The sequence below is a fragment of the Deinococcus sonorensis KR-87 genome (genome assembly GCF_040256395.1).
Lineage (GTDB): Bacteria > Deinococcota > Deinococci > Deinococcales > Deinococcaceae > Deinococcus > Deinococcus sonorensis.
The window spans coordinates 280543-305436 of the sequence record NZ_CP158298.1 but is presented as its reverse complement, the minus strand read 5'-3'; the positions used below and the strand labels follow the sequence as shown (position 1 = coordinate 305436).

The following is a 24894-nucleotide window of genomic DNA, read 5'->3' as shown; positions in this document are numbered from 1 at the left end:
CCGCGACCGGAGGCGGAGTCACCCGGGGCCACGCCGCACACCGCGCCCCAGGGCTGGTCGATGCGCTGCAGGGGACCAGTCTTCATCCGGATGTCGCCCGATCCGGCAGCGGTGATGAACCGGTACGCCGCACGGTTCATCACTGCTGCCGGAGGTTCACGATGGGGCTCATGACTGGGAAGAGCATGTCATGGGCGCAGCGGGGTGCGGCCACTCGCTCCGGGCCACCGCTCACCCAGCCTGTGCCGCTCCTTCACGCGCTGGAAACCTCACGGTGAAGACGGTGCCGGTCCCCACCTCGGTCTGAACCTCGGTGGTGCCGCCGAAATGCCCGTGGACGATGTCATGCAGAATGGCCAGCCCCAGCCCCGTGCCCTTGCCGGCTTCTTTGGTGGTAAACATGGCGTCGAAGATGTGCCCGATCACCTCCGGGGCGATGCCGCTGCCGTTGTCCTGCACCTGCAGGTCCACACCTCCCTGCTGCTCCAGGAAGCGCACGTCCACCCGCCGGGCCCCGGCGCGTCCCTCGCAGGCGTGAATGGCGTTGATCACCAGGTTGGTCAGCACCTGCGTGAAGCGTCCCGGTTCGCCCCGCAGCCGCAGCGGCAGCGGGTAGAACTCCAGGTGCAGGTCCACCTGTGCGGCGCGCGCCTCGTGCGCCACCATGGTGAGGGTATCCGAGGCGAGCTTGAACGGGTCAAACGAGCCCACGCCACTGACGGTATCGCGGGTATGGCCACGCATCTGGCGGATGAACTCCCCGATGCGTGCGGTGGTCTTGCCGGCCTCGTTCAGGGCCGCGAGGGTCTCGCTGGCGATCTCCTGGTGATCCGCGTCGGTGACCCCGGCGTGACCGATGGAGCCCTGGTACTCCTGCACCAGCCCGCGGGCGACGTGCAGGTAGTTCATGGTGGCGGCCAGCGGCGTGTTGATCTCGTGCGCCAGGCCGGCCGTCAGGCGGCCCAGACTGGCCAGGCGTTCACTGGACATCAGCTGCTGCTGGCTGACACTCAGCGCCTCACGGGTGCGGATCTGCTCGGTGATGTCGCGTGCGTTCACCACCAGGCCCTGCACATGCGGGTCGGTCAGCAGGTTGGTCACCCGTCCCTCCAGCCAGCGCGCCTCGCGGGCCGCGTTCAGAACCTGGAACTCGGTGCGCACGTTGCTGCCCAGGCCACTGGAGACCAGGTCCGCCACCACCTCACGGACGCCGTGATGCTGGTCTGCCGGCAGGTGGTCCAGCACCTGCTGCCCGAGCATCGCCGGGGCCGCGTGTCCGAACACCACTTCGACGGCGGGGCTGACGTACAGCACCCGCAAGTGCGCGTCCAGCACCATGATCAGGTCCGACGCATTCTGCACCAGGGAGCGGAAGCGTCCCTCGCTGTGCTGCAGGTGGTCATTCGCCTCCCGCAGCTGCTCGGTGCGGCGGTGAACCTGCTGCTCGAGTTCCGCCGCGTGCCGTTCCGTTCTCGCGCGTTCATGCTGGTAGAGCAGCGCGTGGCTGATCATGCGCAGCGGGGTCTCATCATCGAAGTACAGCCGCAGAATGCCCTCGCGTTCGTCGGCAAGCGCATCCGGACGGTCATACAGCAGGTAGCCGAACTGCAGGTCGCCGGCGTACAGCGGCGCGACCATCACGCTGCCGCGCTGCAGCTCGCTGGCCATGCTGCTGGGCAGCAGGCTGGAGGAGGGAAACGGGGCGCGGTCCACCGGGACGCCTGTGCCCTGGCCCAGCACCACCCGCGCGGATGGCGCGGGCGCCTGGCTGTACGGCTCGTACAGCGCCAGGATGTAGCGCCTGACCTTCAGGTGGTCCAGGTACTCGCCCACGGCGGTGAACAGGTCGTCGCTGGTGCGTGTGGCGAACATCCGGGCGACCCGCAGGCTGCGCTGCTCCTCCTGCGAGCGCAGGGTGACGCGCAGGTTGTGCACGCCATCCAGCACCATCTGGGTGGCCCGCAGCGTGAGCTGACCGAAGCGTTCCTGCGGCGCGTCCGGCAGTTCCGCGCGCACCCGCTCGGTCAACGAATTCAGGAAGTCAGCCCATTCGCCAGCGCCGCCCTCGGTGTGCACGGCCGTGATCACGGTGGCGCGCCACAACGACAGAAAGTCCTGATTGCCCTCGTCCAGGAGCGAGACGCGAAATGCCTGTTCCAGGGCCTCCCGGACCGGTGAGCTCAGGTGAGCTGCGGGCGGGGCCTCCCGTCTGGTGGCGGCCGCCTGGACCGGCCGGTCCGGGGCGCGCACCTCGACGCCGCAGGACTCGCGGACCACCAGGGTGGACTGCAGCGTCTCAAGATCCTCAGCGGAGTGGCCCTGAAGCAGCGACAGCAGCTTCCGGGCCGCCAGCTGCCCTTCCTGGAACACCGGCTGACGCACGGTGGTCAGGGGGAAGGGTGGTGCGCGCCAGTTCCATGTCATCGAACCCCACCACCGCGATGTCTTCAGGAATGCGCTTCCCAGCGGCGCGCACCCCACGCATCACGCCCTCGGCCATGTCGTCATTGGCGCACACCAGCACCTGGAGCTCCGGGGAGACCCCGCTCTCCAGGTAGGCGAGCGTGGCCTCCTGGGCCCGCAACATACTGAATTCGCCGTCGATGAACGACCGCTCGTCCACCGCGAGGCCATGACGGCGCAGCGTCTGCGTGAAGATCCGCTCACGCTCCGCGGAATCGTTGTTGCCCCGCTGACCGCGAACGAACGCCAGATGCGTGTACCCGCAGGTTCCCACCAGATGATCCATCAGGGCCTGCATCCCGGTGCGGTTGTCGACCTCCACGGACACCACACCAGGCAGGGACCTTCCGACACTGACCACCGGCAGCGGGGCGAGGCGGGCCACCAGATCCAGCAGTTCGTCCGGTTCCTGCCGCAGACTCAGGGGCAGGGAGAACAGCAGGGCGCCACGGTGACGTTCCGGACGAATCAGTGAATAGATGGCGCTGGACTGCGCATAGCCCTGCTCGCCCACCACCAGGGGGCCCCCGATGTAGACAGTCATGGGCACGCCATGGTCCTGCAGGACCGACTTCACCCCCGCGAGCAGCCGGGCGGCGTAGTAATGAAAGACAAAGTCGGTGATGACCGCAACACTGCGCGCGGGCGGGTGGGCTGGACCGGTCTGGGAATCACTCATCAACCTCTGCATCCTAAAAACCGTGCCCTGACACTTTTCTCCATCAGGGCACGAGACGCGGTCCTTCATCTGTTCATGCGCAGGTGGTCACCCGCCCGCGCGGTTCACCTCGGCAGGGGAGCCCCACCGGCGGCGTGGTGCCGGTCATCATGACCAGGCAAGCCACCCGGGACGGTTGAGCGGCCACGGCAGACCGTCAACGTCCGCCAGGCGGGCTTCCTCGGGGTCGTCCTCCGACGGCACTGATGGAGGGTGTGGTGGTCTGGCCCAGGTTCGAGGACACACCTGACGGGAGACTCGGCGCAGGGCGCGTGGTCGACCGCGAATCGGGCCAGGGGCGTCGCGCACCGCCGCATGAACGCTTCAGGCGTCCGGTGGGCCAGGGAAGCAGGGGCTGACACGTGTTGGAGCTTGGCCGCTGTCCGTCCGGCAGGACCGGAACGTGTCGCTCTCCCCATCTCCGCACCTCGGGTCGACCTCTGGTGAAGACATCGCCCCGGCCCAGGTCAAGTGGCCAGCCTCCCCCCCTCAACGGCGCGTCGCCTGCAGCACCTCGCGCATCACGCGCTTCAGGGCAGCGCGGTCCTGCCCCACCGACAGGGCTGCTGCACGGGTCTCAAAGGGCGCCAGGTCGATGTTCACGTCCGTGCGGTCCTCGACGCGCAGGTTGACCTTGTCGCGGTACACGCCGACCGGCTCGCCATCGTCAATCTCGAGGTCCCCGTCCAGATCCTGCCACGCGACGGCCGCGTAGGTGCCCTCCTCAAGGTCCCGCAGCTGGTAGGGGCTGCGCAGCCGCACCGCGTCCACCTCCGCCCACTGGCTGCGTTTGGCGTCCACGTCGTTCACATCCCCACCGCGCAGGTACAGCGCGAACACCAGGGTTTTGAGCGCGCCCGTGGGCGGCGGGGGCACCGGTGTGGGCTGCGGCTCGGCGACGCCTTTCAGGAAGGCGGCAGCGTCCACAACGCCCGCGCCGCACCCGTTCGCCACGCCGCAGTCGGCCGTGGACAGCGGATGCGCCGTCGCCCTGAGCCGGGCGAGCACCTGCGCTGCCGTGAGGTTCGGCTCCCGCCCCTTGAGGAGCGCGATGAGGCCCGACACCTGGGGGGCCGCCATGCTCGTGCCCTGATAGGGCGCGTACACGGGCTCACCCTGCTCGTTCAGGATGGTCGAGTACACCCCAGCGGGATACGACTTGCCGCCCACGTTGATCTTGAGGTTCATGTTCCCGCCGGGCGCCATCACGTCCACCCGGGGCCCGTGGTTGGAGTACGGCGCCCGCTTGCCGTCCGGTCCGACCGCGCCCACGGCGATCACGCCCGCGCAGTTGGCGGGAAACGCCCCAGCGGCGTCCTCGTTCTCGTTGCCGGCCGCCGCGACGACCGTCACGCCCCACGACCGCAGCTCGTCGAAGATGCCTTGCAGGTCCGCGGTGCACGCGGAGCTGCCGCCCAGGCTGAGGTTGACGACGCTCGCCGGATGCGGGTTCTGAGGGACCCCCTCCACCTCACCGCCCGCCGCCCACCACAGGCCCTCCAGGATGTCCATCAGCGAGCCGGCGCCCGCCGAGCCCAGCACGCGCACCGGCACGATCTTTGCTCCCCAGCTCACGCCCGCGACGCCCTCGCCGTTGTTGGCGCTCGCCGCCACCGTGCCTGCCACGTGGGAGCCGTGGTAGTCCGACTCGCCTCCCTCGTCCGTGGGGTCGGCATCACGACCGTCGCCATCCGCGCCGCTCGCGGGGTCGGACACGAAGTCGTAGCCGGGCAGCACCTTGCCGTCCAGATCCGGGTGGATCACGATGCCCGTGTCCACCACGGCCACCGTCACGTCCGCCCCGGTCGTGACGTCCCAGGCCGCGTGCATGTTCATCATCGCCTGGTCCCACTGCAGGGCGTGCAGGGTGTCGTTCGGTACGCTGTAGGCGTGCAGCACGAGGTTCGGGACGACGCTCTCCACGTCCGCGCGCGCAGCGAGCGCCGCGCGCACCTGCTCAGCCGTCTGGGCCGCCAGCGAACTGCCGGAAGCGCGGTACAGCCGGTACCCGAACACGCCGCGGCCCGGCTGCCGGGTCAGGGTCACGCCCGCGGCGCTCAAACCGGCGGCCTGCGCCTGCGTCCGCACTCCGGGCTTGAACCGCACGAGGTACTCGCCCGGCACGGCCGCCTGGCGGCGCGACTGCAGCCAGGGCTGGGGGCGCTCGCGCGTCTCCACGCTCGCCGATGCAGTTCCGGCGCCCGGCACGCTCACCACGCCGGACATGCTGTGACGGCCCACCTGAGGGCCGGGTTGAGGGGTGCCGCCACACGCGGCGAGCAGCGTCGCGCTGAGCAGCGCAGCCCCGGCGGCAGACCATGTCCTGTGCTTCATATAACCTCCGACCGCGCGTGGCGGTCCATTTCGAACGAATCTGACGCCCGTGTTCTGAACGCGAGCTCAGGGTAAAAAACGCAGGATGATCAGGGAATGACAGACCGGCCGGACCGGGCGCGGGCCCAGCGCGGCACCGTCGTGCTCACGCGGGTTCTGGAAGGTGCGACTCCGTCTGGGCCCGCGCCCTGCCCCTCAGGCCAGGTGCTTCCCGGGGACGGGTTCAGCCTCGACGTTGCCCGCGGGCGAATGGACCGCCGGAACCGGGCCGGGCGCTGTTGTCCTGAACGGGGCCGTCAAAGGGCGCACCGGACGATCTGGGCTGAGGCGCGGTGACGACCAGCCGCGCGGTCCCTCCCCACAGTTCACCGGTCGCGACGCCTGCGTCAGAGGCGGTCGGGGCCGGGCCCGCTCAGGGTGCGGCCAGGTGGGTTTCGATCCACCCGGTCGCGTACCGGGTGAACGCCCGGGCAGAGAACAGCTCCGCGGTGCAGTGGCCGACCGTGCCTGTCCGGGCGTGGCCTTGCGCCAGGAAGTCCAGCAGGATCTGCGGAAAGTAGTCGCCCCCGCTCCACTCCCGGATCCCATCGGTATCGTCCAGACCCTCGATCCACTGCTCGCCGAGCTCCGCGTGGACATACCGGCGCCGCGCGCGGCGCTTGCCTGGGATGTCCGCCCGGTACTCCGCCCAGTGGGTCAGCGTGACGGTATCGGGGTCCGCCCCCAGGCGCAGCACCTGACCGTCCGCGTCGACAAAGCGTTCGAGCACCGACCCGGGCCCGTAGTAGTCATGCAGCGGGGCGGGCTCCAGCAACCCGGACGCTCCCGGGCCGCTGGCCCCGAAACGCGCCGCCGCGTGATCGTTCACCCGCGTGCCCGCCCGCGTGCGAAAGCGCTCGGCGAGCACGCCCACGTCCGGGTCGGCCGGACTGGCGAGCGAGTCGAACGGAACGCGGTCATCGGCGGCCAGGAGCATCAGCACGGTCCCGGTCGGGCCCACCACCGAGAACAAGGCGTCGAGCGCGGCGTCCGCACCGCCCTCCACCGGCCCGAGCCGGCGGAGGCTCGCATGCACCATCAGGGTCAAACCCGGGTGCACCCCGAGCGACTGCAGATCGCGGATCAGCGTCTCACGTGTGACGGTTGAGCTCATCCCAGCTCCTCCTCCGTGGGCCCAGCGGAGGCCCCGGTGCCTGCCCGAGTGGCAAGTGACGGTCAACCGGCCACCCACGGAACCGGCCGGCACGCCCGACCGCCCACGGCGTGACGGACTCCACCGAGCGGCGCGCCGTTGCCGTTGAGGCGGACGGTTCACCCCACTCCAGTATGGGGGCGTACACGATGGCCATGGGGCGTGCACCCACGCCCGCCAGTGAGGATGGTCAGTCCGGACGCGGCTCGGCGTGGGCGGTGCGGCACTGGCCATACGAGCAGGTCTGGCTGGACCTGGAGCAGGGGGTCGTGGTGGCCACCGGTGGCGGTGGCCACGTCGCCGGCCTGTTGGTGACCACGGTGCCGCTCGGCGCGCCATGAGCGGTGAGGCTCACCCGAATGGGAGCGGCAACGGGACGGCGGCCGCGCGTGGGCGGCCATGCTGGCGCCGCGGTGCTCGGACGCTCAAACGCCCCGGATGAACTGCTGTTGCTCGCGCAGCACCGCGCCGTTCCGTTCGAAGATGCGCCGCATGGCATGGTTGTCCCACTCGGTGGTTCCGCCATGTCGCTGGTGCGTCTGGGCGGCGACCGCCAGCAGGTGCGCGTGCAGCGCGCGGCCCAGACCGGCGCCCCGGCGATCTGGACGGATCCCCAGCAGGTGAATGCCGCGCGTGCCGGGCGGGGCCGGGGTCAGCAGGGCCGCGCCCAGCACCGTCCCGTGTTCCACCAGCACGAACAGGCGCTGCTCTTCGTCCTGCACGTCCTCCGCAAAGGCAATGGCTGGGTCGATCTCCCCGGTGTCGCCGATAGTCCCCACCTCCACCAGGGCCGCGTACAGTGCCAGCAGGTCCCCGCTGAGCAGGTCGGAGACCGGGCGCTCCTGCACCCGCGGATCCAGCGGCCAGCGCCGGGCGGTCAGGTCGGTCTGGGCGATGACCGCGTGCGTGTCCCGGGTCCAGCCGGCCGCCGCCCACGGGGCTGACGCGAGCGGGGCCGCGCCCTCGGTGAGGATCACGCGTTTGTCCGGGGCGGCGCGCATCACGTGCTCAGCCAGCGCGTGCAGGCCGGCCGCCTCCAGCTCCAGGCGAACCCGGGGGACGATGACCGGGCCGGGGCCGTTGATCCAGACGCCTTCCAGCCCGCGGTCCGAGTGCATCTGGCGCAGGTGCGTGTAGCTTAGCCGGCCATCCGCCAGGCGCTCCTGCAGGGCGGCCAGGTTCGCGGACGCCTCCATGAAGCGGGCGTAGGGCTCCAGGGTGGCTGGCGTCGCATGGTCAAAGGTGTACGTGGTCAAGTGTCCAGCGTAGCGCGGATGGGTCCCGGCCGTCCCGGCATCTGCGTGGGCCGTCGCGGTTCGTTGGACTGCACTACGGTGGCCCTCGACCGCACGCGGGCCACGTCGGCTCAAGTCCTCTCCTGGAGGTACGGGGGCGGTGCCTGTCCACGGGCGGAGGCGAGGCCCGCCGCAGTGGTGCCCAGGGCGACGTGCTGCGTCGCCACGTGCGCATCGTGGAAGGCGCGCCAGGACGCCTTCGCGCAGGCTGGCCCCGCCGCCGAACTCGTGGGTGAGCGGCGTCGCGCGCCGCAGAGACGGCCGCGTGTCTGGCCATCACGCCCGTCTCTGCCGTGTCGTCCGCCGTGAGTGCGCCGCCGTCAGCGCCACGGCCCACGCGGCGTAATTTCCAAAATGCGCGCTAGGTCATCCGTCCCATAGGCAATGTGTTCGACGCTGGCTACCGTACGGTATGTCCCCTTCCTTCCCTTCCCCTCTGCTTGAACGTCTCCTCGCTGAGATACGTCACGCACCCGTTCGAGCGGTCGCAATCTCTGGCAGTTACGCCCGTGGAAACGCGGATGCGTACAGTGATCTTGATCTGGTGTGTTACGTACCGCAGAGCGAACCGACCAGCGAGTGGCTCGGCTATCGTGACGGCCTGCTCGTCAGCATTGATCGTCAGCACGTTGAAGCCCGCATACAGGACCTCACGCATCCGGAAAGCGCGGTGCGGGCGGTCATGCCGTTGCGTCGCCTCCATGCCCTGTATGACCCTGAAGGCGTGGTCGTGCGCCTGCAACGCGCTGCGCAGGACTTTCAATGGTCTCAGGTCGCTCTTCAAGGCCAAGCGTTCGCTGCAGAAGTGGTGACGCACCAAGCCGAAGTTATTCACAAACTGCTGGGCGGTTTGGCCCGTGGTGACGCGGCCCGGACTTGGTCAGCGACGACAGAAGTGGTGAACGCAATGATGGTGGCGATGGCCGTCTGGCGGGGGGTGCTTGCGGACAGTGGCAATACCTATGCAGCTCAGGTCTGGGAAGCGATGGGACCAACCTCTGCTTGGAGTCGATTGCATCGCAAAGCCGCCGGCATTGAGGACCTGAGTAGCCTCCGACAACGTGGGGAAACCACACTCACGCTGTACACGTTGACCGCGCAGGAAGTGGAGGCTGCACTTTCTGAAGAGGCAGTCAACGTGGTGACTGAGGTGCGCCACCGGATCGAAGCGGCTGGGTACACGTCCAGCAGCGCTCAAGACTGAAGCAGAAACAACCCAGCTCACCTGACTGCCAGCGAAAAGCTGGCGGTGCTGCATTGGAGCGTCCATGACTGGACTGCTGACCTTGCTGGTGCTGGCTTGCAGCATGGCCTTGGTCGCCACCGCACCGTCCACGCCCTCTGCACCTGCGGCTCCGGCCGCAGCACCGCTCGTCTACGGCGCCAACGATCTCACCTTGCGGACACGCCCACCCTGGCCACGAATGGGTGGGGCCGCTTTGAACCGCAGCAACGCGGGCCGGGCGGCGGCCGTCAGGTCGTGCTGAACGATCTCGCCCGGCTGGCTTAACCAGAGCATGGCAACAGCTCCGATGGGACCTCGCAACGCGACGTCATTCCGCAGCAGCGTTGGCGGAGGGACTGAGGACCGCGGTGTACGCCTCGAAGTTCGAAGTGACGGCTCAACTTCTTGAGGCCGGCGTAGATCCAACCGAGTGGTTCGATGGCACTGAATGTTCGGCGATGGCGACGGCCGTTGAGCAGGCCTGGCCACCCGGCTCGGAACTGTTCATCAGTCCTGGCGAGGACGTGAACGCACGCGAGGATGGCGGTTGGACACCTCTGCTCCACGTCGATACGATCGAAACCGACGGCGTGGCACAGGCGGGTGAGGCGCCAAGCCTGGAGCTGTAGCGCTTTTTGCTGGCGCACGGCGCGGATTCAAACCTGCGCGGTGACCAGGACCGAAGTGCAGCAGACGGAGCGCAGATGAACGGTTGGGCGGAAGCCGTCGACCTGCGATCGGGGAGCCATCTTAAAGCAGTCGCTCTATGCCTTGGCCTCCACGCCCTGGTTGTACGTCGGGGAAGAGACAGGACCTCATTGAGCGCGCAGCATCTCAAGATGCTGCGCGCGTTCGCTCCAGAAGTGTCACTGAACTCGATCCAGGAGAGATCTGTTCGCTTCAACTGTTGTGTAGGTTCGGAGCAAGCAGTGACCATACGTCGCCCTGATATCGCCGGACGGTTCCCTGGCGATGATAGCCTGCCTGCTCATTCAGCCGCTGAGTGGGCGCATTCAGCACGTCGGTGTCCAGAAGAATGGTCGAGAGCCCAGCCCTCAACAGGGTTTGTGTACCGCGCCGCAGCAGCTCCAGTCCGTACCCAGCCCCACGGAATTCGGGGAGGACCGCCAGGTACACCACGGTCCCTTCTGCTGGCCCCAACCGTCCGGGCAGAATGAACCCGACAAGCCCACCGTGCTCGTCGTAGGCCAGCTCCCACCACTCGGGCTGAACCTGGTAGTCGGCCATCCAGCTGCGATATTCGGACTCGGCCCAGCGCTGGGGGTCGCCGTGCTCACCCGCTTTCCGCTGCATGACCTGATCGAGGGAACCGTCCAGACTGAGCGCCATGGCGCCGATCAGGACCTGCATCCCGACCTCGCTGACCGGTTGGAAGGTCAGGCGTGCAGGCGGCGACGTGGGCGTCCCCCCAGGCCAGACGTACCGTACCGTTTCCCGAACGAGGGGGAAACCGAGCCGCTCAAACACGTTCACCTGAACTTCGGAATCCTTTCCATCCGGCTCTAGGGTGCGAATGAACTGCTGAGCGCCGTGCTGAGCGGTGAGACCCAGAACAAAACGCAGGAGGTGCGCACTGACTTCAAGCGGCACGGTGGAGGGCAACCGAAGTTCGACGATCCGGACGGACGGGGTCAGGGCCAGGATCATTCGACAGGCAATTCCAGCGATGAAATGCCCGTCCTGTTCGGCCACCACGCACCATTCAGGCTGACTGTCACCCCGCGCAAAGAGGGTCAGCAGATGCTGTCGGAGTCCAGCGGCGTGTTCTGGATGGGTGGTCAGGAGTTCGACGAAGGAGTCGAGCTCGTGCAGATGGATCGAACGGATGCCGGTCAGTTCAGTGGGATGTTGAGTCATGAGGACGCTCACTTGGGATGTCGGGAGGCGGAAGCTGGACCACAACGAGAACGCCTCACGTTGGAGTGAGGCGCTGGGGTTTGGACGTTGGCCTGGAAGGACGAACGATGGAACCGAAGGTCAGCTCAGCACCGCGGGGGCGCAGGTCCGGGCCGTTGGTTGCTGATCGTTCAAGCGTCTGGCAGGCATCGCACCACCCCCTTTCCGAAGTAAACTTGTTGTACCACACCCTGAGAACGCAGTCAGGCCAGGCGTCCACCCGCAACTGCCCGGTGACCAACCGGGCGTTGCCGTCTGTTCTGTCGAGCATGCAAACTGTCAGGCGCTCAACGGTGTCCTGTCTCTTCCCCGAAGTCCAGCGAGCCGTGGTGCTGGTTGCCTGCAGTGGCAATGAAAACCGTGAAGGGGCGCGGTCCAGGGCGTTGGGAAAGCCATCTTGCTTCCGCTGCGAGCACTGATCTGAGTCGTTGGCGTTGCTTGAACGCGGAGGACCTCGTTGTGGACCTGCGCATAACCGCAGTCGGTGAGCACTGCGACAAGCGGTGCCGTGTTCCGACCAACCATCTCGGAAGCAAGGATCGTCAACAGCGGACGTTCCTGGGTCGCCGGTTGGGAACAGCGAGCGAAGCCAGGGGTACCCGGGTTGGAGGGAGTCCGGGAAACCTTCATGCCGCTCCATGACTGCACCGTACCGACCAGGCAACCGGTCAGTTGCACAGACCCGAGTGGTCTGATTCGGCAGAACGCTGGGACTCGTCAGAAGGGAGTTGGCGCTCACCGGCGCTGGATATTGGTCAAAGGATCGCCGGCAGGTCAGGTCCACATCACAGGGCTTCGGCGCTCGGTTCGGGTGGGCGGGAACAGGGTGGTGGTGCCTGAACGGTACCGGGGGAGGTTGACCCGCCGTGACGGACGTGAAGCGCGACCATCACCGCTTTCTGATGCGCGTCGTCCAGCACGCCGTCTGGCGGGATCACCGCGGCCCACACAGTGACAGGAAATCCGCCACCCGGCGGGATGAAGGTCCGTCACGCGACGCTCCGGACGTGGTACATGCCCTTCAGGGTCCTGTGACCGTCCTGCCCTCCATCCGCCACACGCCGAAGTCAGGCGACATGAGCCCTCAGTATTCGTACACGGCGAACTCGGCGTTCAGTGTCTCGGCCTGCTTGAGGTGCCCGCCTTCCAGTTCCTGCGCCACCAGTGACGCGAGGAGCGTGCAGACGCTGACGAAGGGGGCCAGAGACGCCAGGACGTCCGTGCCCTGGGTCGGCAGGTGCAGGCTCTGGTGGGCGATCTTGCTTAGCGGGGACGCGCCCTGGTCGGTGATCAGCAGCACCTGGACGCCCTGCGCGTGGAGGGCGCGGATCATCCGGGTGGTGGCGCGGCTGTAGCGCCGCAGGGTGAAGACGATCACCACGTCGTCCGGGGTGGCGTCCAGCAGCTGCTCGGGACGGCTGAGCAGCAGGTCCGAAGCGTACGCCCGCACGCCGGGGCGGAACGACGACAGGATCGTTTCGGCGAGCAGTGAGATGCCGTACGAGGACCGCGCGCCCACCACCCACACCTGCTTCGCCCGGGCGATGGCCCGGGCAAACGCCAGCAGGGTGGCTTCCGGCAGGTCCTGCAGGGTCTCGAGGTTCCCGCGCTCACTCGCCCAGAAGCGCGCGACCACGCTGTCCCGTCCGCCCGGCTGCTTCATGCCGAGCGTGGCGCGCAGGTCATGGCGAATCACCCGCTGGAGGTGCGGGTAACCTTCGTAGCCGACCCGCTGGGCGAAGCGGGTGATGGCCGCGCCGCTCACGCCGAGCGTTTCCGCGATCTCCCCGGCGCTGAGAAAGGGAATTTCCTCCGCGTGGTCGATAAAGTAGCGGGCGATCTGCTGGTCACGCCGCCCGAACCGCTCCAGGCCAGAACGCAGAAGGTCCGTCGCTGCCATCGACGCAAGTATAGGGGCGCTGAACCCGGCCGTGGTCACCGCCTGTCCCGCCGCGGCGCGGTCATCCGGGCCTGCCCGGGGCGGCGCCCGGCCCATACAGGCGGCGTCCCGGCAGGGCGCCGGTGGGCTGGCCGCCCTGCAGCGTCTGCTGCCCGTTGACCCACACGTCGCGCACGCCCACCGACAGCCGGTTCGGGTCAGGGTAGGTGGCCACGTCGCGGACGGTGGCCGGGTCGAAGATCACCACGTCCGCGTACGCGCCTTCGCGCAGTTCGCCGCGGTCCTGCAGGCGCAGGTGTTCGGCCGGCAGGCTTGTCATGCGGCGCACCGCTTCCTCCAGGCTCATCACGCCGCGCTCGCGCACGTAATGCCCCAGCAGGCGGGTGAAGTTCCCGTAGGCGCGCGGGTGACCGCCCACGCCCACCTCCCCTTGCCGCGCGGGATCGTCGCCGGCCGCGTCGGAGCCGAGCATCACCCATGGCTCCCGCAGCTGCGCTTCGATGTTCTCCTCGGTCATCAGGTGATAGAGGCTGCCGATGCGCCCCGGCTCGTTCATGATCAGGTCCAGGCCCGCGTCGATCCAGTCCTGGCCGCGCAGCTCGGCGATCTCCGCCAGCGAGCGGCCCAGGTAGGCGCGGTGGTCCGGCGCGCTCAACCCCACCGGGAAGACGCCCTGCGGCCCCGCCAGGTGGCCCAGCGGTTCCCAGCTGCCGTCCGGGTCCAGCATCGCGGCGCGGATCTCCGCGCGCGCCTCGGGGTCGCGCAGGCGCTCTTGGAGCCGGTCGTCCTCGCTGGCCCATGGCGGCGTGATGGACGACAGGCCGGTGCCGCCCGCCGTGTAGAGGTACATGTCGGCATGAATGTCCTGGCCCGCGGCGCGGCCCGCGTTGACGCGCTCGATCAGCGTGGCCATCTGCGGCCACGCCGGCGCGCCCGCCGCCTTGAGGTGATAGATGTGCAGGCGCGCGCCGCTGCGCGTGGCAATCTCCTGCGCCTCGGCGTAGCCGTCCAGGATCGCCGCGCCCTCCGAGCGCATGTGGGTGATGTAGATGCCCTGGGCCCGGGCGACCTCCTCGCAGATCTCCACCAGTTCGTCGGTGCTGGCGTAGCTGCCGGGCGGGTAGATCAGCGCGGTGGCGAGGCCGAACGCGCCGTCCTCCATCGCCTCGCGGGTCAGGCGCCGCATCTCGGCGAGTTCCTCCGGGCTGCTCTCGCCCTGGGCGTGGCCTTTGACCGCCATCCGGACGGTGGCGCCGCCGAGGAACGAGCCGAAGTTCACGGCGGCGCCCACCTCCTGCTGCGCGCTCATCCAGTCGCCGAAGCGGGTCCACGCTCGGGAACGCTCGGCCCAGCGCTCGTCCTCGCCCGGCAGGCCATGGATGGGAAAGCCGTGCGGCTCTCCCGGCACCGCCGGGGCGGGGGTCCATCCTTCGCCCATGATCTCGGTGGTCACGCCCTGCGTGACCTTGCCGACGCTTAGGCCGTCGCGCAGCAGCGTCGACACCGAGTGGCTCATCACGTCGATGAAGCCGGGCGCCACCGTCAGGCCCGAGGCGTCCACCACCCGCGCTCCCTCCGGGGCCGGACTGCCGGGCGCGCGGACCTCGGCGATGCGCTCACCGTCGATCAGCAGGTCCGCCCGGCGGCCCGGCGCGCCGGTGCCGTCGATCACGGTGCCGCCCGTGATCCAGGTGCGGCTCACACCTCTTCCAGCGCCGGGAGGGTCGGGGTGTCCGTGCCCGCGTCCGCGTGCTCGCGCGGGTACAGCCGCACCACCACCTTCAAGAACTCCACCTGCCCCTGCGCGTCGCGCAGGAAGTCGATGGCGTACCCGTCCATGTCGCCCCCGTCGATGATCGCCTGGTCCGGGGCGATGAAGCGCAGCGCCGCGTCCTTCACGCCGCCGGATGCGGTGTCGGGGATCAGCAGCGTCAGCACGCCGTCCCGCACCTCCACGTTGATCTTCATCGGCTGCCCCACCACCAGGTAGCTGCCGGCCAGCGTGTTGAGCTCGTCCTCGCTGGGCTGGTGCGTGCCGGTCTCGGGCGGCGTGACGCCCAGCACCTCGCGCTTGACCCACTCGCTCAGCTTGCGGTTGTAGGCGTGGCCGTTGCTGCCGTTGGTCATGGCGATGAAGCCCACCTTGCGGTCCGGCGACACCCAGAAATCCGACTGCTGACCGAGGGTGGTGCCGCCGTGGCTGAGCACCATCGCGTCGTCGTACTGGTCGATGAACCAGCTCTGCCCGATGTGACCGCGCTCGCCGGGAAAGCCGTTGATCGCGATGCCGATCGGCCGCACCGGCGCCCACAGCCGGGGACGGTCCACGGCGGCCAGCGGCGCGGGTTCGGCGGCTTCACCTTCGCCGCTGCTGTCCTGCGCTGCCAACGTGCCGTCCATGATGAAGTGCGCGTACTTCGCCATGTCGGTCACGGTGGAGGAGCAGGTGGCGCCCGCCGGGCCGGCCGAGCGCATCATCTGCCACGGCCGCTGCACGACGAACGCCTCGTCGATCTTGTTGTGCCCGGCGGCGAAGCGGTGGGTCATGATCTCGTTCGGGAAGAACAGCGTGTGGTCCATGCCCAGCGGCTTGAGGACCAGCTCGGTCACGGCCGCTTCCCAGGTCAGGCCGGTGACGACCTCGATCACCCGCCCGGCCACGTAGAAGCCGGCGTTGTTGTAACTCCAGTGGCCGCGCAGCGGCACCACCTGCGGCGCTTCGGCCAGAATGTCCAGCACCCGCGCAAGGGCGTCGTCGCCGTCGCCGGTGTCCTCGAACAGGTCCCCCTGAAAACCGCCCTGGTGGGTGAGGGTGTCGAGGATGGTCAGCTGCTCGGCCACCGAACCGTCCTTCAGCTTGAAGTCCGGCAGGTACGTGCGCACCGTGTCGTCCCGCTTCAGCTTCCCCTGCGCTTCCAGCGCCGCGATGGTGAGCGAGGTCAGGGTCTTGGTGGTGCTGCCGATCTGGAAGATCGTGTCGGACGTGACGGGCAGCGGGTTCTCGAGGCTGGTGACGCCCAGGTTCACGAAGTGGTCGCCGTCCGGCGTCAGCAGCCCCAGCGTCACGCCGGGCACGCGGTGCTCGTCCATCAGGCGCTGGGCCTCCTGCTCGAAGGCGGCAACGAGTTCACTGCTGGTCCTGCGGGTGGTCGTGGTCATGGGAAACTCCTTCTGGGAATGGGGGAGGGGCGGGCGAGGGGACGGCCGGGGGCGTGCTCACTGCGGCGCTTTGGGACGCTCCGCGGAAGGCGGAGCGGACGGGCACCGTGGGGGATGTCGTTCCAGGTGGGCGGGCCGGCGCGGGGGGCACGCAGGCCCCCCTACGGGCGGCGCTTCGTTACTTGCTGAGCACCTTCAGCAGGTTGGTTTTGTTGAAGGCTTCGTAGCCCTTGAGGGACGCGCTGGTGGCCGCGAAGCGCAGCGGCTGCGGCAGCGGGAAGCCGTACGTCTGGGTGTTGAGGTACGTCAGCAGGGCTTTGTACAGCGGCTTGCGGGCGGCCTGCCCGACGGCGTCGCGCGCCTGATCCAGCATCTTCTCCAGCTTGGGGTCGTTGATGCCGGTGGCCGGGCCGAGGATGCCGCCGGCGCTGTACAGGCCGCGCAGGTTGGTGTCGGGATCGGCGCCGCCCCAGGTGAGCGCGCTGACGGGCGACTTGCCGCCCAGCAGCTGCGCGTTCGCGGCGCTGAGTTCCAGGGTGTTGACCTTGGCGTGGAACTTCGGGTTGATTGCCTCGATGTTCTGCTTGAAGATGCCCGCCACCACGTCCGCGATGCCCTGCCCGGGGTAGGTCTCCAGCGGCACGGTGAAGCCGGTGGTCCACAACTTGCCCCCGAAGGCCAGCTTGAACTCGGTCTCGGCGGTCTTGAGGTTGAAGGTTGGCGGGTGGAGCGTCGTGACTTCCGCCCAGTTGTTGGTGGGCAGCGTGGTGTGGCGCTCCAGGCCGAAGCCCTGCAGGCCGTCTCTCGTGAAGGTCTTGGTGTCGAACAGCGCCGCGAACGCCCGGCGGACGTGCACGTCACTGAAGAAATTGACCGGGATGTTGCTCTGGGCCAGCTGGCCGGCGGGCAGCAGCTTGTCGTCCTTGATGTTCTGGTTGAACAGGATCACGCTGGTCAGGTCCTGGGTGGGCAGCGACTCGTAGACCTTCACGCCCGCCACGCCCTTGAGCTTCGCGAGCGTGTCGCGGTCCGGGACGATGGCGATGTCCGCGTCCCCCTTCTGGAGCGCCAGCACGCGGGCGGTGTCGCTGTCGACCTTCTGCAGGATCACGTTCTTCAGTTTCGGCGCGCCGCCCCAGTATGCGTCGAAGCCTTTCAGGACGAAGCGGCTGGGATCGCGCGCCACGAACGCGTACGCGCCGGTCCCGACGGGCTTCTGCGCCAGCACCGAGTTGGACACGTCCTTGCCGAGCGAGGCGTCGAAGTCTTTTGCGGTGCCGCTCCAGTCGCCGCCCGCCACCAGCGTCTTCATCGGCACGATGTACACCTGAGTGATGGAATCCAGCAGGCTCGGCACGTTGCGGTCCAGCGTCAGCACCAGCTGCCCCGCCGCGTTGCACTTCACCATGCTCGCGAGCTTCGCGAAGGTGTAGGACTTCTTCACCTCCGGCGTGAAGCCGGAGATGCTCAGCAGGTTGGCGCGGATCTGCGCGGCCTGCGAGGTCTCGTTGCCGACCACCAGCGTGCGGCGCATCGAGTACTCGACGTCGGCGCAGGTCATGGGGGAGCCGTCGTGGAATTTCACGCCCTTGCGGAGGGTGAAGGTGGTGGTCTTGCCATCCTTGCTCTGGGTGTAGGCGGTGGCGAGCAGCGGTTCGTATTTGCCGAAGTTGTTGAGGTACAGGCCCTCGTAGATCTGCACCACCGGCAGCACGTCGTAGGTCGCGACGGCCTGCGTGGGTTCCACGCTGGCGATGGCGGAAGCGATCTGGTACACCAGCGTGTCGGCGGGAGTGGCGAGGGCGGGGGACACGCCCAGGGCGAGCGTCACGGCAATCAACGTACGGTTCATGAGGACCTCCAGGAGGAACGTTCAGCGGTTGCGTGGATCGAGTTGCTCGCCGAGCGCGTCGCCCAGCAGATTCCAGCCGAGGCTGTACAGGGCGATGCACAGGCCCGGGAAGAGGGTGACGTACCAGTACGCGAACGGCGCGCCCGGCGGCCCCTGAATCCACTGCTGCGCCAGGGCGATCAGCTGGCCCCAGTCGGCGAACCCGAGCGGCGTGCCGAGGCCCAGGAAGGACAGCGCCCCCGCCACGATCGGCAGGCTGCCCATCTCCAGCACCACGATGCTGAGGACCGGGCCGAGCGCGTTGGGCAGCACGTGGCGCAGCGCGGTCCGCAGGCGGGGGCTGCCGAGGCTGGTGGCGGCCGCCACGTAGTCCAGCTCGCGCAGCCGCAGCACCTCGGACCGGAGCAGGCGCGCCAGGCCCGCCCACGACACCAGGCTCAGCGCGATGATGATGTTCTGCAGGCCCGGGCCCAGCGCGGCCACCAGCACCAGCACCAGAATCAGGCCGGGAAAGGCGAAGGTGACGTCGGTCAGGCGCATCAGGATGTCGTCCAGCAGCCCTCCAAAAAAGCCCGCGGCCAGGCCGATCACGCCGCCGAGCGCGACGGTGAGCGCGACGATGGTGAGGCCCAGAAAGAAGGCGGTGCGGGTGCCCCACACCAGGCCGTAGCGGATGTCGTACCCGCCCACGCTGCCCAGAGGCGTGTCCGGGGTGGGGGGTTTCGGCTGCGCTGCGAAGCCCTGGCGCGGCATCTGCAGGCACGCGTCGGGCGGCGCGACCAGCTCGCGCAGGTACGCCATCGGGCCCGGTACCGTCTGCGTGTCGGTGAGGTTCAGCGCCCGCCGGCAGTTGCCCTGCGGCGGGGCCAGCACCGGCGCGAGCAGCGCCACCGCCACGTACAGCGAGATCAGCACCGCGCCCACCCGGGCCGGCACGTTGCGCCGGAAGGTGCGGCCCAGCACCGATCTCGGCGCGGGGCGCGCCCGGCGGCTCAGCTGGCCACTCACGGCGCTCACCCGAACCTCACGCGGGGGTCGATGACCGTGTACGCCAGGTCGGTCAGCAGGTTCAGGACGGCCACGATCGTGGCGGCCATCAGCGCGAAGCCCAGCACGCCCGGCAGGTCCCCTCCCGCCGCCGCCTGCGCGGCCCACGCGCCCACCCCGGGGTAGCCGTACAGCGTCTCGGCCAGCACCGCGCCCTGCAACAGGCCCGACAGACTCAGGCTGATCAGGGTCGCGACCGGCAGCAGGGCGTTGCGGCGGGCGTGCTTGTGGATCACAGTCCGCTCGGCGACGCCCTTGGCGCGGGCGGTGCGGACGTAGTCGCTGTGCAGCGCCTCGATCATGCTGGCGCGGGTGCCTTTGATCAGGGTGGGAATGCCGACCACCAGCAGGGTGAAGGCCGGCAGGACCAGGTGCTTCAAGCCGTCCCAGAAGACGCTCAGCTGCCCGCTGAGCAGCGCGTCGATGGTCACCAGCCCGGTGACGTGCCGCACGCCGCCGGTCAGGAGCACGATGGCGCTGTCGTTGCCGAGGTTGCCGGTGCCGGGCAGCCAGTTCAGCGCGCCGTAGAAGATCACCAGCAGCCACACGCCCAGCACGAAACTCGGCACGCTGTAGCCGAGCACGGCGATCACGCGGATCACGGCGTCCGGCAGGCGGTTGCGGTGAATCGCCGCCTGCCCGCCCAGCCACACGCCCACCCCCACCAGCGGCACCAGCGTGAACAGCGTCAGCTCCAGCGTGGCGGGGAAACGCGCGAGCAGGGTCGCCACGACCGGCTGGCCGCTGGTGCGCGAGAAGCCCAGGTTGCCGCTCAGTGCCTGGCGCAGCCACAGCCCGTACTGCTCGAAGACGCTGCCGTCCAGGTGGTTGGTCTTGATGATCTCCTGCACGCGGCCCAGCTGCTGCAGGTTGGTGGTGAACGCCACCGCCCGCTGCTCCGGCGGGATCAGCTGCATCACCAGCACGATCAGGAACGTCACTGCCAGCAGGATCAGCGGCAGGCTCAGCAGGCGGCGGACGACGAAGTTCAGCATGCGGACCCGGTGCGGGTGAAGAGGTACTGCGCCCGCGCGAGGTGCACGTCCGTCAGGGTGTGGCCGCCCGCGAACAGCCGGGTGAAGAGCGGCCCGGTCGCGCGGCGCCACGCCAGCGCCCCGTCGCGGTCCTCGCGCAGCATCCGCGAGAAGTCCGCGGGGACGCAGACGGCGAGCCGGTCCGGCAGCGCGCCGGGCAGGTCGCCGTCGAGCGGGTGGAGCGCCTGCTCAGGCCACGGTTCCTGCGCGTGCCCCGCCAGACGCGCCTCCGCCCGGGCGCTGCGGAGCGCCCACTCGGCTTCGAAGCGATCGGACGGCGCGCCCGCGTTGATGCCGCTCATCTGGCCGTAGTAGTCGGGCAGGAACGTGCGCACCACCGCGCCGAGCCGGTGGATGTTGAGGTGCGCGTTGATCAGCAGCAGCGGATCGAAGGTCCAGCGGACCTGCTGAATGCCGCGCTGCAGCGCCCAGTCGCGCTGGAAACGCTTGAGGCGCTCGCCCAGGTGCGCCCCGCGGCAGGTCGGATGCACCCCGAGCCGGTGCGAGTGCTGAACGGAGCCTTCGCGGGTGGGCAGCGCCACCAGGTACGCCCACAGCTGCCCGGCGTCATCCACCGCGCCCGCCACCAGCCCGCCGATGCGCTGCACCACCTGCAGCAGGGCGGGGTCCTCCGGGTGGTCGTCGTCGCCCCAGATGGCGCGCGCCAGCGGCGGCGTGAGCTGCAGCTCACTCAGCCCGCGCAGCTCCCGGATGGTCATGGCGGCGGGCCGGGTCACGGTGCGGCGGGCGCGGCGTGGGTGCGCGGCGACGTGACGTCCACCCGGGTCCGCGTGACCGTGTCCAGGAACGGCAGGTCCAGCGTCACGCCGGTGCCGGCGCCGGTGGGCACCGGCATCATCCCGCCGCTGGTTTCGAGCGGCTCCTGGATGATGTCGCGCGCCCAGTAGCGTGAGCTGCTGCTGGTGTCGCCCGGCTTGGTGAAGTTCTCCAGCGTCGCGAGGTGGATGTTGTGCGCGCGCCCCACGCCGCTCTCCAGCATCCCGCCGCACCACACCGGGGCGCTGAACGCGGCGGCGACGTCGTGAATGCGCCGCGCTTCCAGGTGACCGCCCACCCGCCCGACCTTGATGTTCACCAGCCGGCAGGCGCCCATCTCCAGCGCTTTGCGCGCGTCCTGGGCGCTGGTGATGCACTCGTCCAGGCACAGCGGCGTGTGCATCAGCGCCTGCAGTTTGGCGTGGTCGCGCATGTCGTTCCACGCGAGCGGCTGCTCGATGTAGTCCAGGCCGAGCGTGTCCAGCGCGCGCAGGGTGTTGATCTGCCCCAGTGAGTACGACGCGTTGGCGTCCACCGTGACCGGCAGGTCGCCCAGCGCCGCCTTGACGGCCCGCACCATCGCCACGTCCCAGCCGGGTTCGATCTTGAGCTTGATGCGCCGGTAGCCCTGCTCGGCGTGCTGCACCGCGCTCTGCACGGTGGCCTCGATGCTCGCCTGGATGCCCAGCGACACGCCCACCGCCACCTCGCTGCGCACCCCGCCCAGCACGGTGGAGAGCGGCAGGTTCAGACTTCTCGCCCACAGGTCCCAGAAGGCCATTTCCAGGGTGGCGAGCGCCATGCGGTTGCCGCGAATGCCCGAGAGGTGGCGCATCAGCTGCTCGGGGTTGGCCCAGTCCTGGCCGAGCACGCTCGGCAGCACCGTGTCCTGAAGGAGGCTGAGCGCCCCGCCGATCGTCTCCTCGCGGAACTCAGGGCGCACGTCCATCACGCCCTCGGCCGCGCCCTCCAGGCCCTCACTGAACAGCCGCAGCAGCACGAAGGTTTTGTCGGTCATCACGCCGAAGGACGTGCGGAACGGCTTGAGAAGCGGCAGCGAGACGAGGCGAAGTTCCGCGCGGTCAAGTCGCATGGGACCGCCCGGGCACGCGGGAGCTGGGGGGGAGGGCCTGGAAACGCCGGGAATGTGCGCGTGACAGCATGCATGCTCCTTCAACCGCGAGGCACAGCTCGAGCACGGGGCGAACCCCGAGTGAACGTCTTCTTGCATTCGATTTTACGGCAGTCTAAGGATCTGTAAGTTGTTTTGCAAGTCTAAGTGGGAGGTGATTTGAGGTTCGGTGACATGCGGCCCCGTTCGGCAGGGTTGCCGCGCGCGCCGAGCTGGGGGACAGGTCCGCATCGACTTCACGCCAGCCCTCGCGTTGCCGTATCATGAAGGCTTGCTGAACTTGTCATTCCATCTGAAAAGGTTTCGAATGGAATCATGGATGAGACCGAGCCCGAACCGCTGCAGCTGCACGCGCAGGTCCGTCACACGCCCCGGCGGCACGTCACCCTGCACGAGTCAAACGGGGAACGCGCCGCGCGACGTCCACGGGTAAACCGCGGGAGACACCGCAGCGGCATCCCCGGGTGGCCCCAGTGAGCGGCCTGCAGCTCTCCGGGTCCTCGCTCGCGCAGCCGCGGGCCCTCACCGTGTCGCGCCGGATCCTGCGGGTGTTGTTCGGTCCACCTGCCACGCGCCCGTTCGGGGTGCGCTGGTGGGACGGCCAGCAGGAGGGACCGAGGGGCGCCCCGGCCACGCTGGTGCTGAACCGGCCGGGCGCGCTGCGCCGCATGCTGCTGCCGCCCAGCGACCTGAGCCTGGCCGAAGGGTACCTGTACGGCGACTTTGATGTGGACGGGGACCTGGTGGCGCTGCTGCGTCAGCTGGTGCCGCTCGGCACCACCCTGCTGCGCCCCGCCACCTGGCTGCTGCTGCTGCCGCTGCTGCTGAGCCTCCCCGGAGACGACGCGCCGCCGCGCCCCCGCCGCAGCTCGCCTCACGAAGGCGAGGTGCACTCCACCACCCGGGACGCCCAGGCGATCCGCTATCACTACGATGTCGGCAACGACTTCTACGCCCTGTGGCTCGACCAGCGCATGGTCTACAGCTGCGCGTACTTCCCCAGCGGCCACGAAACGCTCGACGAGGCGCAGGTGGCCAAACTCGACCGGATCTGCCGCAAGCTGCGCCTGAAGCCCGGCGAGCGGCTGCTGGACATCGGCTGCGGGTGGGGCGCGCTCGCCATCCACGCCGCGCAGCACTACGGGGTCCACGTGACCGGCATCACGCTCAGCCCCGCGCAGCTGGACGTCGCGCGGCAGCGCGCACACTCGGCCGGCGTGGCGGACCGGGTCACCTTCGAACTGATGGACTACCGGGCCGTGCCGCCCGGCCGCCAGTACGACAAGATCGCCAGCGTCGGCATGGTCGAACACGTGGGCCGCGCCCGCCTGCAGGAGTACTTCACCCGCGTGTACCGGCTGCTCAAACCCGGCGGCCTCTTCCTGAACCACGGGATCGTCACCGCGACCACCCCGCGCTTCGTGCGCTGGGGCTTCGGGCTGCTGGAGTGGTACCTGAACCGCTTCTCCTTCATCCAGGAGTACGTGTTCCCCGACGGGGACCTGCGGCGCATCAGCGAGACGCTGCAGCGCGCGGAGCAGGCGGGCTTCGAGACGCGCGACGTGGAGAACCTGCGCGAGCATTACGCGCTGACGCTGCGCGAATGGATTCGCCGCCTGGAGCAGCACCACGCGTCGGTCGTTCAGCTGGCGGACGAGGTGACGTACCGGATCTGGCGGCTGTACATGTCCGGCAGCGCCCAATCGTTCGAAGCGGGGCGCATCGGGGTGGTGCAGTCGCTGCTGGCGCGCCCCGACGCCGACGGTCACGCCGGCGTGCCCCTGAGCCGCGCCGACATCGAGCAGCCCCCACCGCGCTGAGCTGGGGCAGCGCACCCCAGGCCCATCGCCCCTGAGCCGTCCTGGTGTCCCAGCAGGGACATGGGCGTTCGCACGTGTCCTCGTGACGAAGCCCGTCCCCTGTGGCCTCACGGCCCGGACGGGGTCAATGAAGGGCGCCCTCGCCCAGAAACAAGCCCAGGGTGAACGTCGTTTCTTCGTCGTCCTGCGCGTATTCCTCGAAGAGTTCCCCGAGCCGCTCCATCAGCTGGAAGGCGCGGTCCGGGGTCAGGCGCAGTTCGGTCCACTGCATCAGGTGGGGCCGGTCCTCCAGCGGGTCACGGCCAGACGCGGTGCTGATGACCAGCGACGTCTCCTCGCCCTCCCGGCGCAGCCGGAAGCCGAGCGTTTCCCGCTTTGCCTGCAGGTGCCCGAACAGGTGGCGCAGGAAGGTGTTCATGCGCGGTTGGTTCTGCTGTTCCAGAAACTCCAACAGGGTCTCGGCGGAGGTCAATTCGAACGGCACGAACCAGTCGCTGCGCATCCGGTAACGCTTGATCGGCCGGCCGGCACGCGCGCGCGTCTCGACCACCTGCGCGATGCCCGCGCGCTCCAAGGCCCGCAGCCGGTAGTGGGCGTCCTGCACGGTGCAGCCGAGCGCGAGCGCCAGTTCGCTGGCACTCTGGGGCGCTGTCATGAGCCGGAGCAGCAGCGGATGCAGATCGGCCCGCAGCAGCAGGTGAGCCTGCTCCGGCGTGGTGGCCCAGTGCTCGACCGGGATGCTGCTCGACGCGGGCTGGGCCATGGCCTGAAGGGTAACACCTCCGCTGAACATGCTCATGGAGAGACATCCCCAGGCTGGCAAAGCACGCGCATGACGAGGCCCACACCCGGGCGGGACAGGTCAGAGCCCACCGAAGTCCTCGGGTGTTCCCGCCCTTGGCAGGCGTCTCCCTTCAAGTGTGCAGGCGGTGGAACTCACGAGAGGCTGAGAAAAGCAGCGGGGCTCCCGCCCTGACGCCGACTCCACATCGGCACGGACAGCACGGTCAGCCCAGACCTTGGCCCACC

Annotated in this window: 19 protein-coding genes; 4 read left to right on the top strand and 15 right to left on the bottom strand. The window is 69.0% G+C overall.

Annotated features, from left to right (window positions below; all coding sequences use genetic code 11):
* Positions 1-231: 231 nt before the first annotated feature.
* The 4 genes from ABOD76_RS04635 to ABOD76_RS04620 all read right to left on the bottom strand — a co-directional run bounded on the left by ABOD76_RS04635 (position 232) and on the right by ABOD76_RS04620 (position 6668).
* Positions 232-2382 (bottom strand): sensor histidine kinase, encoded by a 2151-nt coding sequence (locus ABOD76_RS04635; protein WP_350241891.1) that lies wholly within the window; start codon positions 2380-2382, stop codon positions 232-234.
* Positions 2306-3211, bottom strand: a complete 906-nt coding sequence (locus tag ABOD76_RS04630) for a LacI family DNA-binding transcriptional regulator (RefSeq protein ID WP_350241889.1) — start codon at positions 3209-3211, stop codon at positions 2306-2308. The genes ABOD76_RS04635 and ABOD76_RS04630 overlap by 77 nt, the downstream gene beginning before the upstream one ends.
* Positions 3212-3670: 459 nt before the next feature.
* Complete coding sequence (locus ABOD76_RS04625) at positions 3671-5515, bottom strand: S8 family peptidase (RefSeq protein WP_350241887.1); 1845 nt, start codon at positions 5513-5515, stop codon at positions 3671-3673.
* A gap of 412 nt (positions 5516-5927) precedes the next feature.
* Complete coding sequence (locus tag ABOD76_RS04620; RefSeq protein ID WP_350241885.1) at positions 5928-6668, bottom strand: aminoglycoside N(3)-acetyltransferase; 741 nt, start codon at positions 6666-6668, stop codon at positions 5928-5930.
* A gap of 194 nt (positions 6669-6862) precedes the next feature.
* On the opposite strand from ABOD76_RS04620, the gene ABOD76_RS04615 reads away from it, so the two are divergent.
* Positions 6863-7048: a hypothetical protein gene (locus ABOD76_RS04615; protein WP_350241883.1), complete on the top strand. Its 186-nt coding sequence runs from the start codon at positions 6863-6865 to the stop codon at positions 7046-7048.
* Positions 7049-7132: 84 nt separating this feature from the next.
* Here the strand turns inward: ABOD76_RS04615 and ABOD76_RS04610 are convergent, their stop codons facing one another.
* Complete coding sequence (locus ABOD76_RS04610; RefSeq protein ID WP_350241881.1) at positions 7133-7963, bottom strand: GNAT family N-acetyltransferase; 831 nt, start codon at positions 7961-7963, stop codon at positions 7133-7135.
* Positions 7964-8414: 451 nt separating this feature from the next.
* Here ABOD76_RS04610 and ABOD76_RS04605 point away from each other — a divergent pair, with 451 nt between their 5' ends.
* Together ABOD76_RS04605 and ABOD76_RS04600 are read left to right on the top strand one after the other, a co-directional pair.
* A complete protein-coding gene (locus ABOD76_RS04605) occupies positions 8415-9206 on the top strand; it encodes a nucleotidyltransferase domain-containing protein (protein WP_350241879.1) in 792 nt (263 codons plus the stop codon).
* 389 nt (positions 9207-9595) lie between these two features.
* Positions 9596-9856: a hypothetical protein gene (locus ABOD76_RS04600; RefSeq protein WP_350241877.1), complete on the top strand. Its 261-nt coding sequence runs from the start codon at positions 9596-9598 to the stop codon at positions 9854-9856.
* A 271-nt stretch (positions 9857-10127) separates the two neighbouring features.
* Here the strand turns inward: ABOD76_RS04600 and ABOD76_RS04595 are convergent, their stop codons facing one another.
* The 9 genes from ABOD76_RS04595 to menC form a co-directional block, all read right to left on the bottom strand.
* Positions 10128-11105: a GNAT family N-acetyltransferase gene (locus ABOD76_RS04595; protein WP_350241876.1), complete on the bottom strand. Its 978-nt coding sequence runs from the start codon at positions 11103-11105 to the stop codon at positions 10128-10130.
* Positions 11106-12228: 1123 nt separating this feature from the next.
* Positions 12229-13044 (bottom strand): MurR/RpiR family transcriptional regulator, encoded by an 816-nt coding sequence (locus ABOD76_RS04590; protein WP_350241875.1) that lies wholly within the window; start codon positions 13042-13044, stop codon positions 12229-12231.
* Between the two features lie 61 nt (positions 13045-13105).
* A complete protein-coding gene (locus tag ABOD76_RS04585) occupies positions 13106-14746 on the bottom strand; it encodes an N-acyl-D-amino-acid deacylase family protein (protein WP_350241874.1) in 1641 nt (546 codons plus the stop codon).
* The gene (locus ABOD76_RS04580; protein ID WP_350241873.1) at positions 14743-16203 is read right to left on the bottom strand and encodes a serine hydrolase domain-containing protein; all 1461 of its coding nucleotides are present in this window, start codon (positions 16201-16203) and stop codon (positions 14743-14745) included. Before ABOD76_RS04580 ends, ABOD76_RS04585 begins: the two co-directional genes overlap by 4 nt.
* A 178-nt stretch (positions 16204-16381) precedes the next feature.
* Positions 16382-18055 carry an ABC transporter substrate-binding protein gene (locus tag ABOD76_RS04575; protein WP_350241872.1) on the bottom strand — a complete coding sequence of 558 codons (1674 nt, stop codon included), beginning with the start codon at positions 18053-18055 and terminating at the stop codon, positions 16382-16384.
* Positions 18056-18076: 21 nt separating this feature from the next.
* Entirely contained in the window at positions 18077-19072 is a 996-nt protein-coding gene (locus tag ABOD76_RS04570; protein WP_350241871.1) for an ABC transporter permease, read from the bottom strand.
* The gene (locus tag ABOD76_RS04565; RefSeq protein WP_350241869.1) at positions 19069-20097 is read right to left on the bottom strand and encodes an ABC transporter permease; all 1029 of its coding nucleotides are present in this window, start codon (positions 20095-20097) and stop codon (positions 19069-19071) included. The genes ABOD76_RS04570 and ABOD76_RS04565 overlap by 4 nt, the downstream gene beginning before the upstream one ends.
* On the bottom strand, positions 20091-20873 hold the full coding sequence (locus ABOD76_RS04560; protein WP_350241867.1) for a GNAT family N-acetyltransferase: 783 nt from the start codon (positions 20871-20873) through the stop codon (positions 20091-20093). Before ABOD76_RS04560 ends, ABOD76_RS04565 begins: the two co-directional genes overlap by 7 nt.
* Complete coding sequence (gene menC / locus ABOD76_RS04555) at positions 20870-22006, bottom strand: o-succinylbenzoate synthase (protein WP_350241865.1); 1137 nt, start codon at positions 22004-22006, stop codon at positions 20870-20872. The genes ABOD76_RS04560 and menC overlap by 4 nt, the downstream gene beginning before the upstream one ends.
* Before the next feature lie 512 nt (positions 22007-22518).
* Between menC and ABOD76_RS04550 the strand changes: the two genes are divergently transcribed.
* Positions 22519-23865: a cyclopropane-fatty-acyl-phospholipid synthase family protein gene (locus ABOD76_RS04550; protein WP_350241863.1), complete on the top strand. Its 1347-nt coding sequence runs from the start codon at positions 22519-22521 to the stop codon at positions 23863-23865.
* A gap of 124 nt (positions 23866-23989) precedes the next feature.
* Here ABOD76_RS04550 and ABOD76_RS04545 read toward each other — a convergent pair whose 3' ends face one another.
* The gene (locus tag ABOD76_RS04545) at positions 23990-24628 is read right to left on the bottom strand and encodes a helix-turn-helix domain-containing protein (protein ID WP_350241861.1); all 639 of its coding nucleotides are present in this window, start codon (positions 24626-24628) and stop codon (positions 23990-23992) included.
* Between the last annotated feature and the right edge of the window lie 266 nt (positions 24629-24894).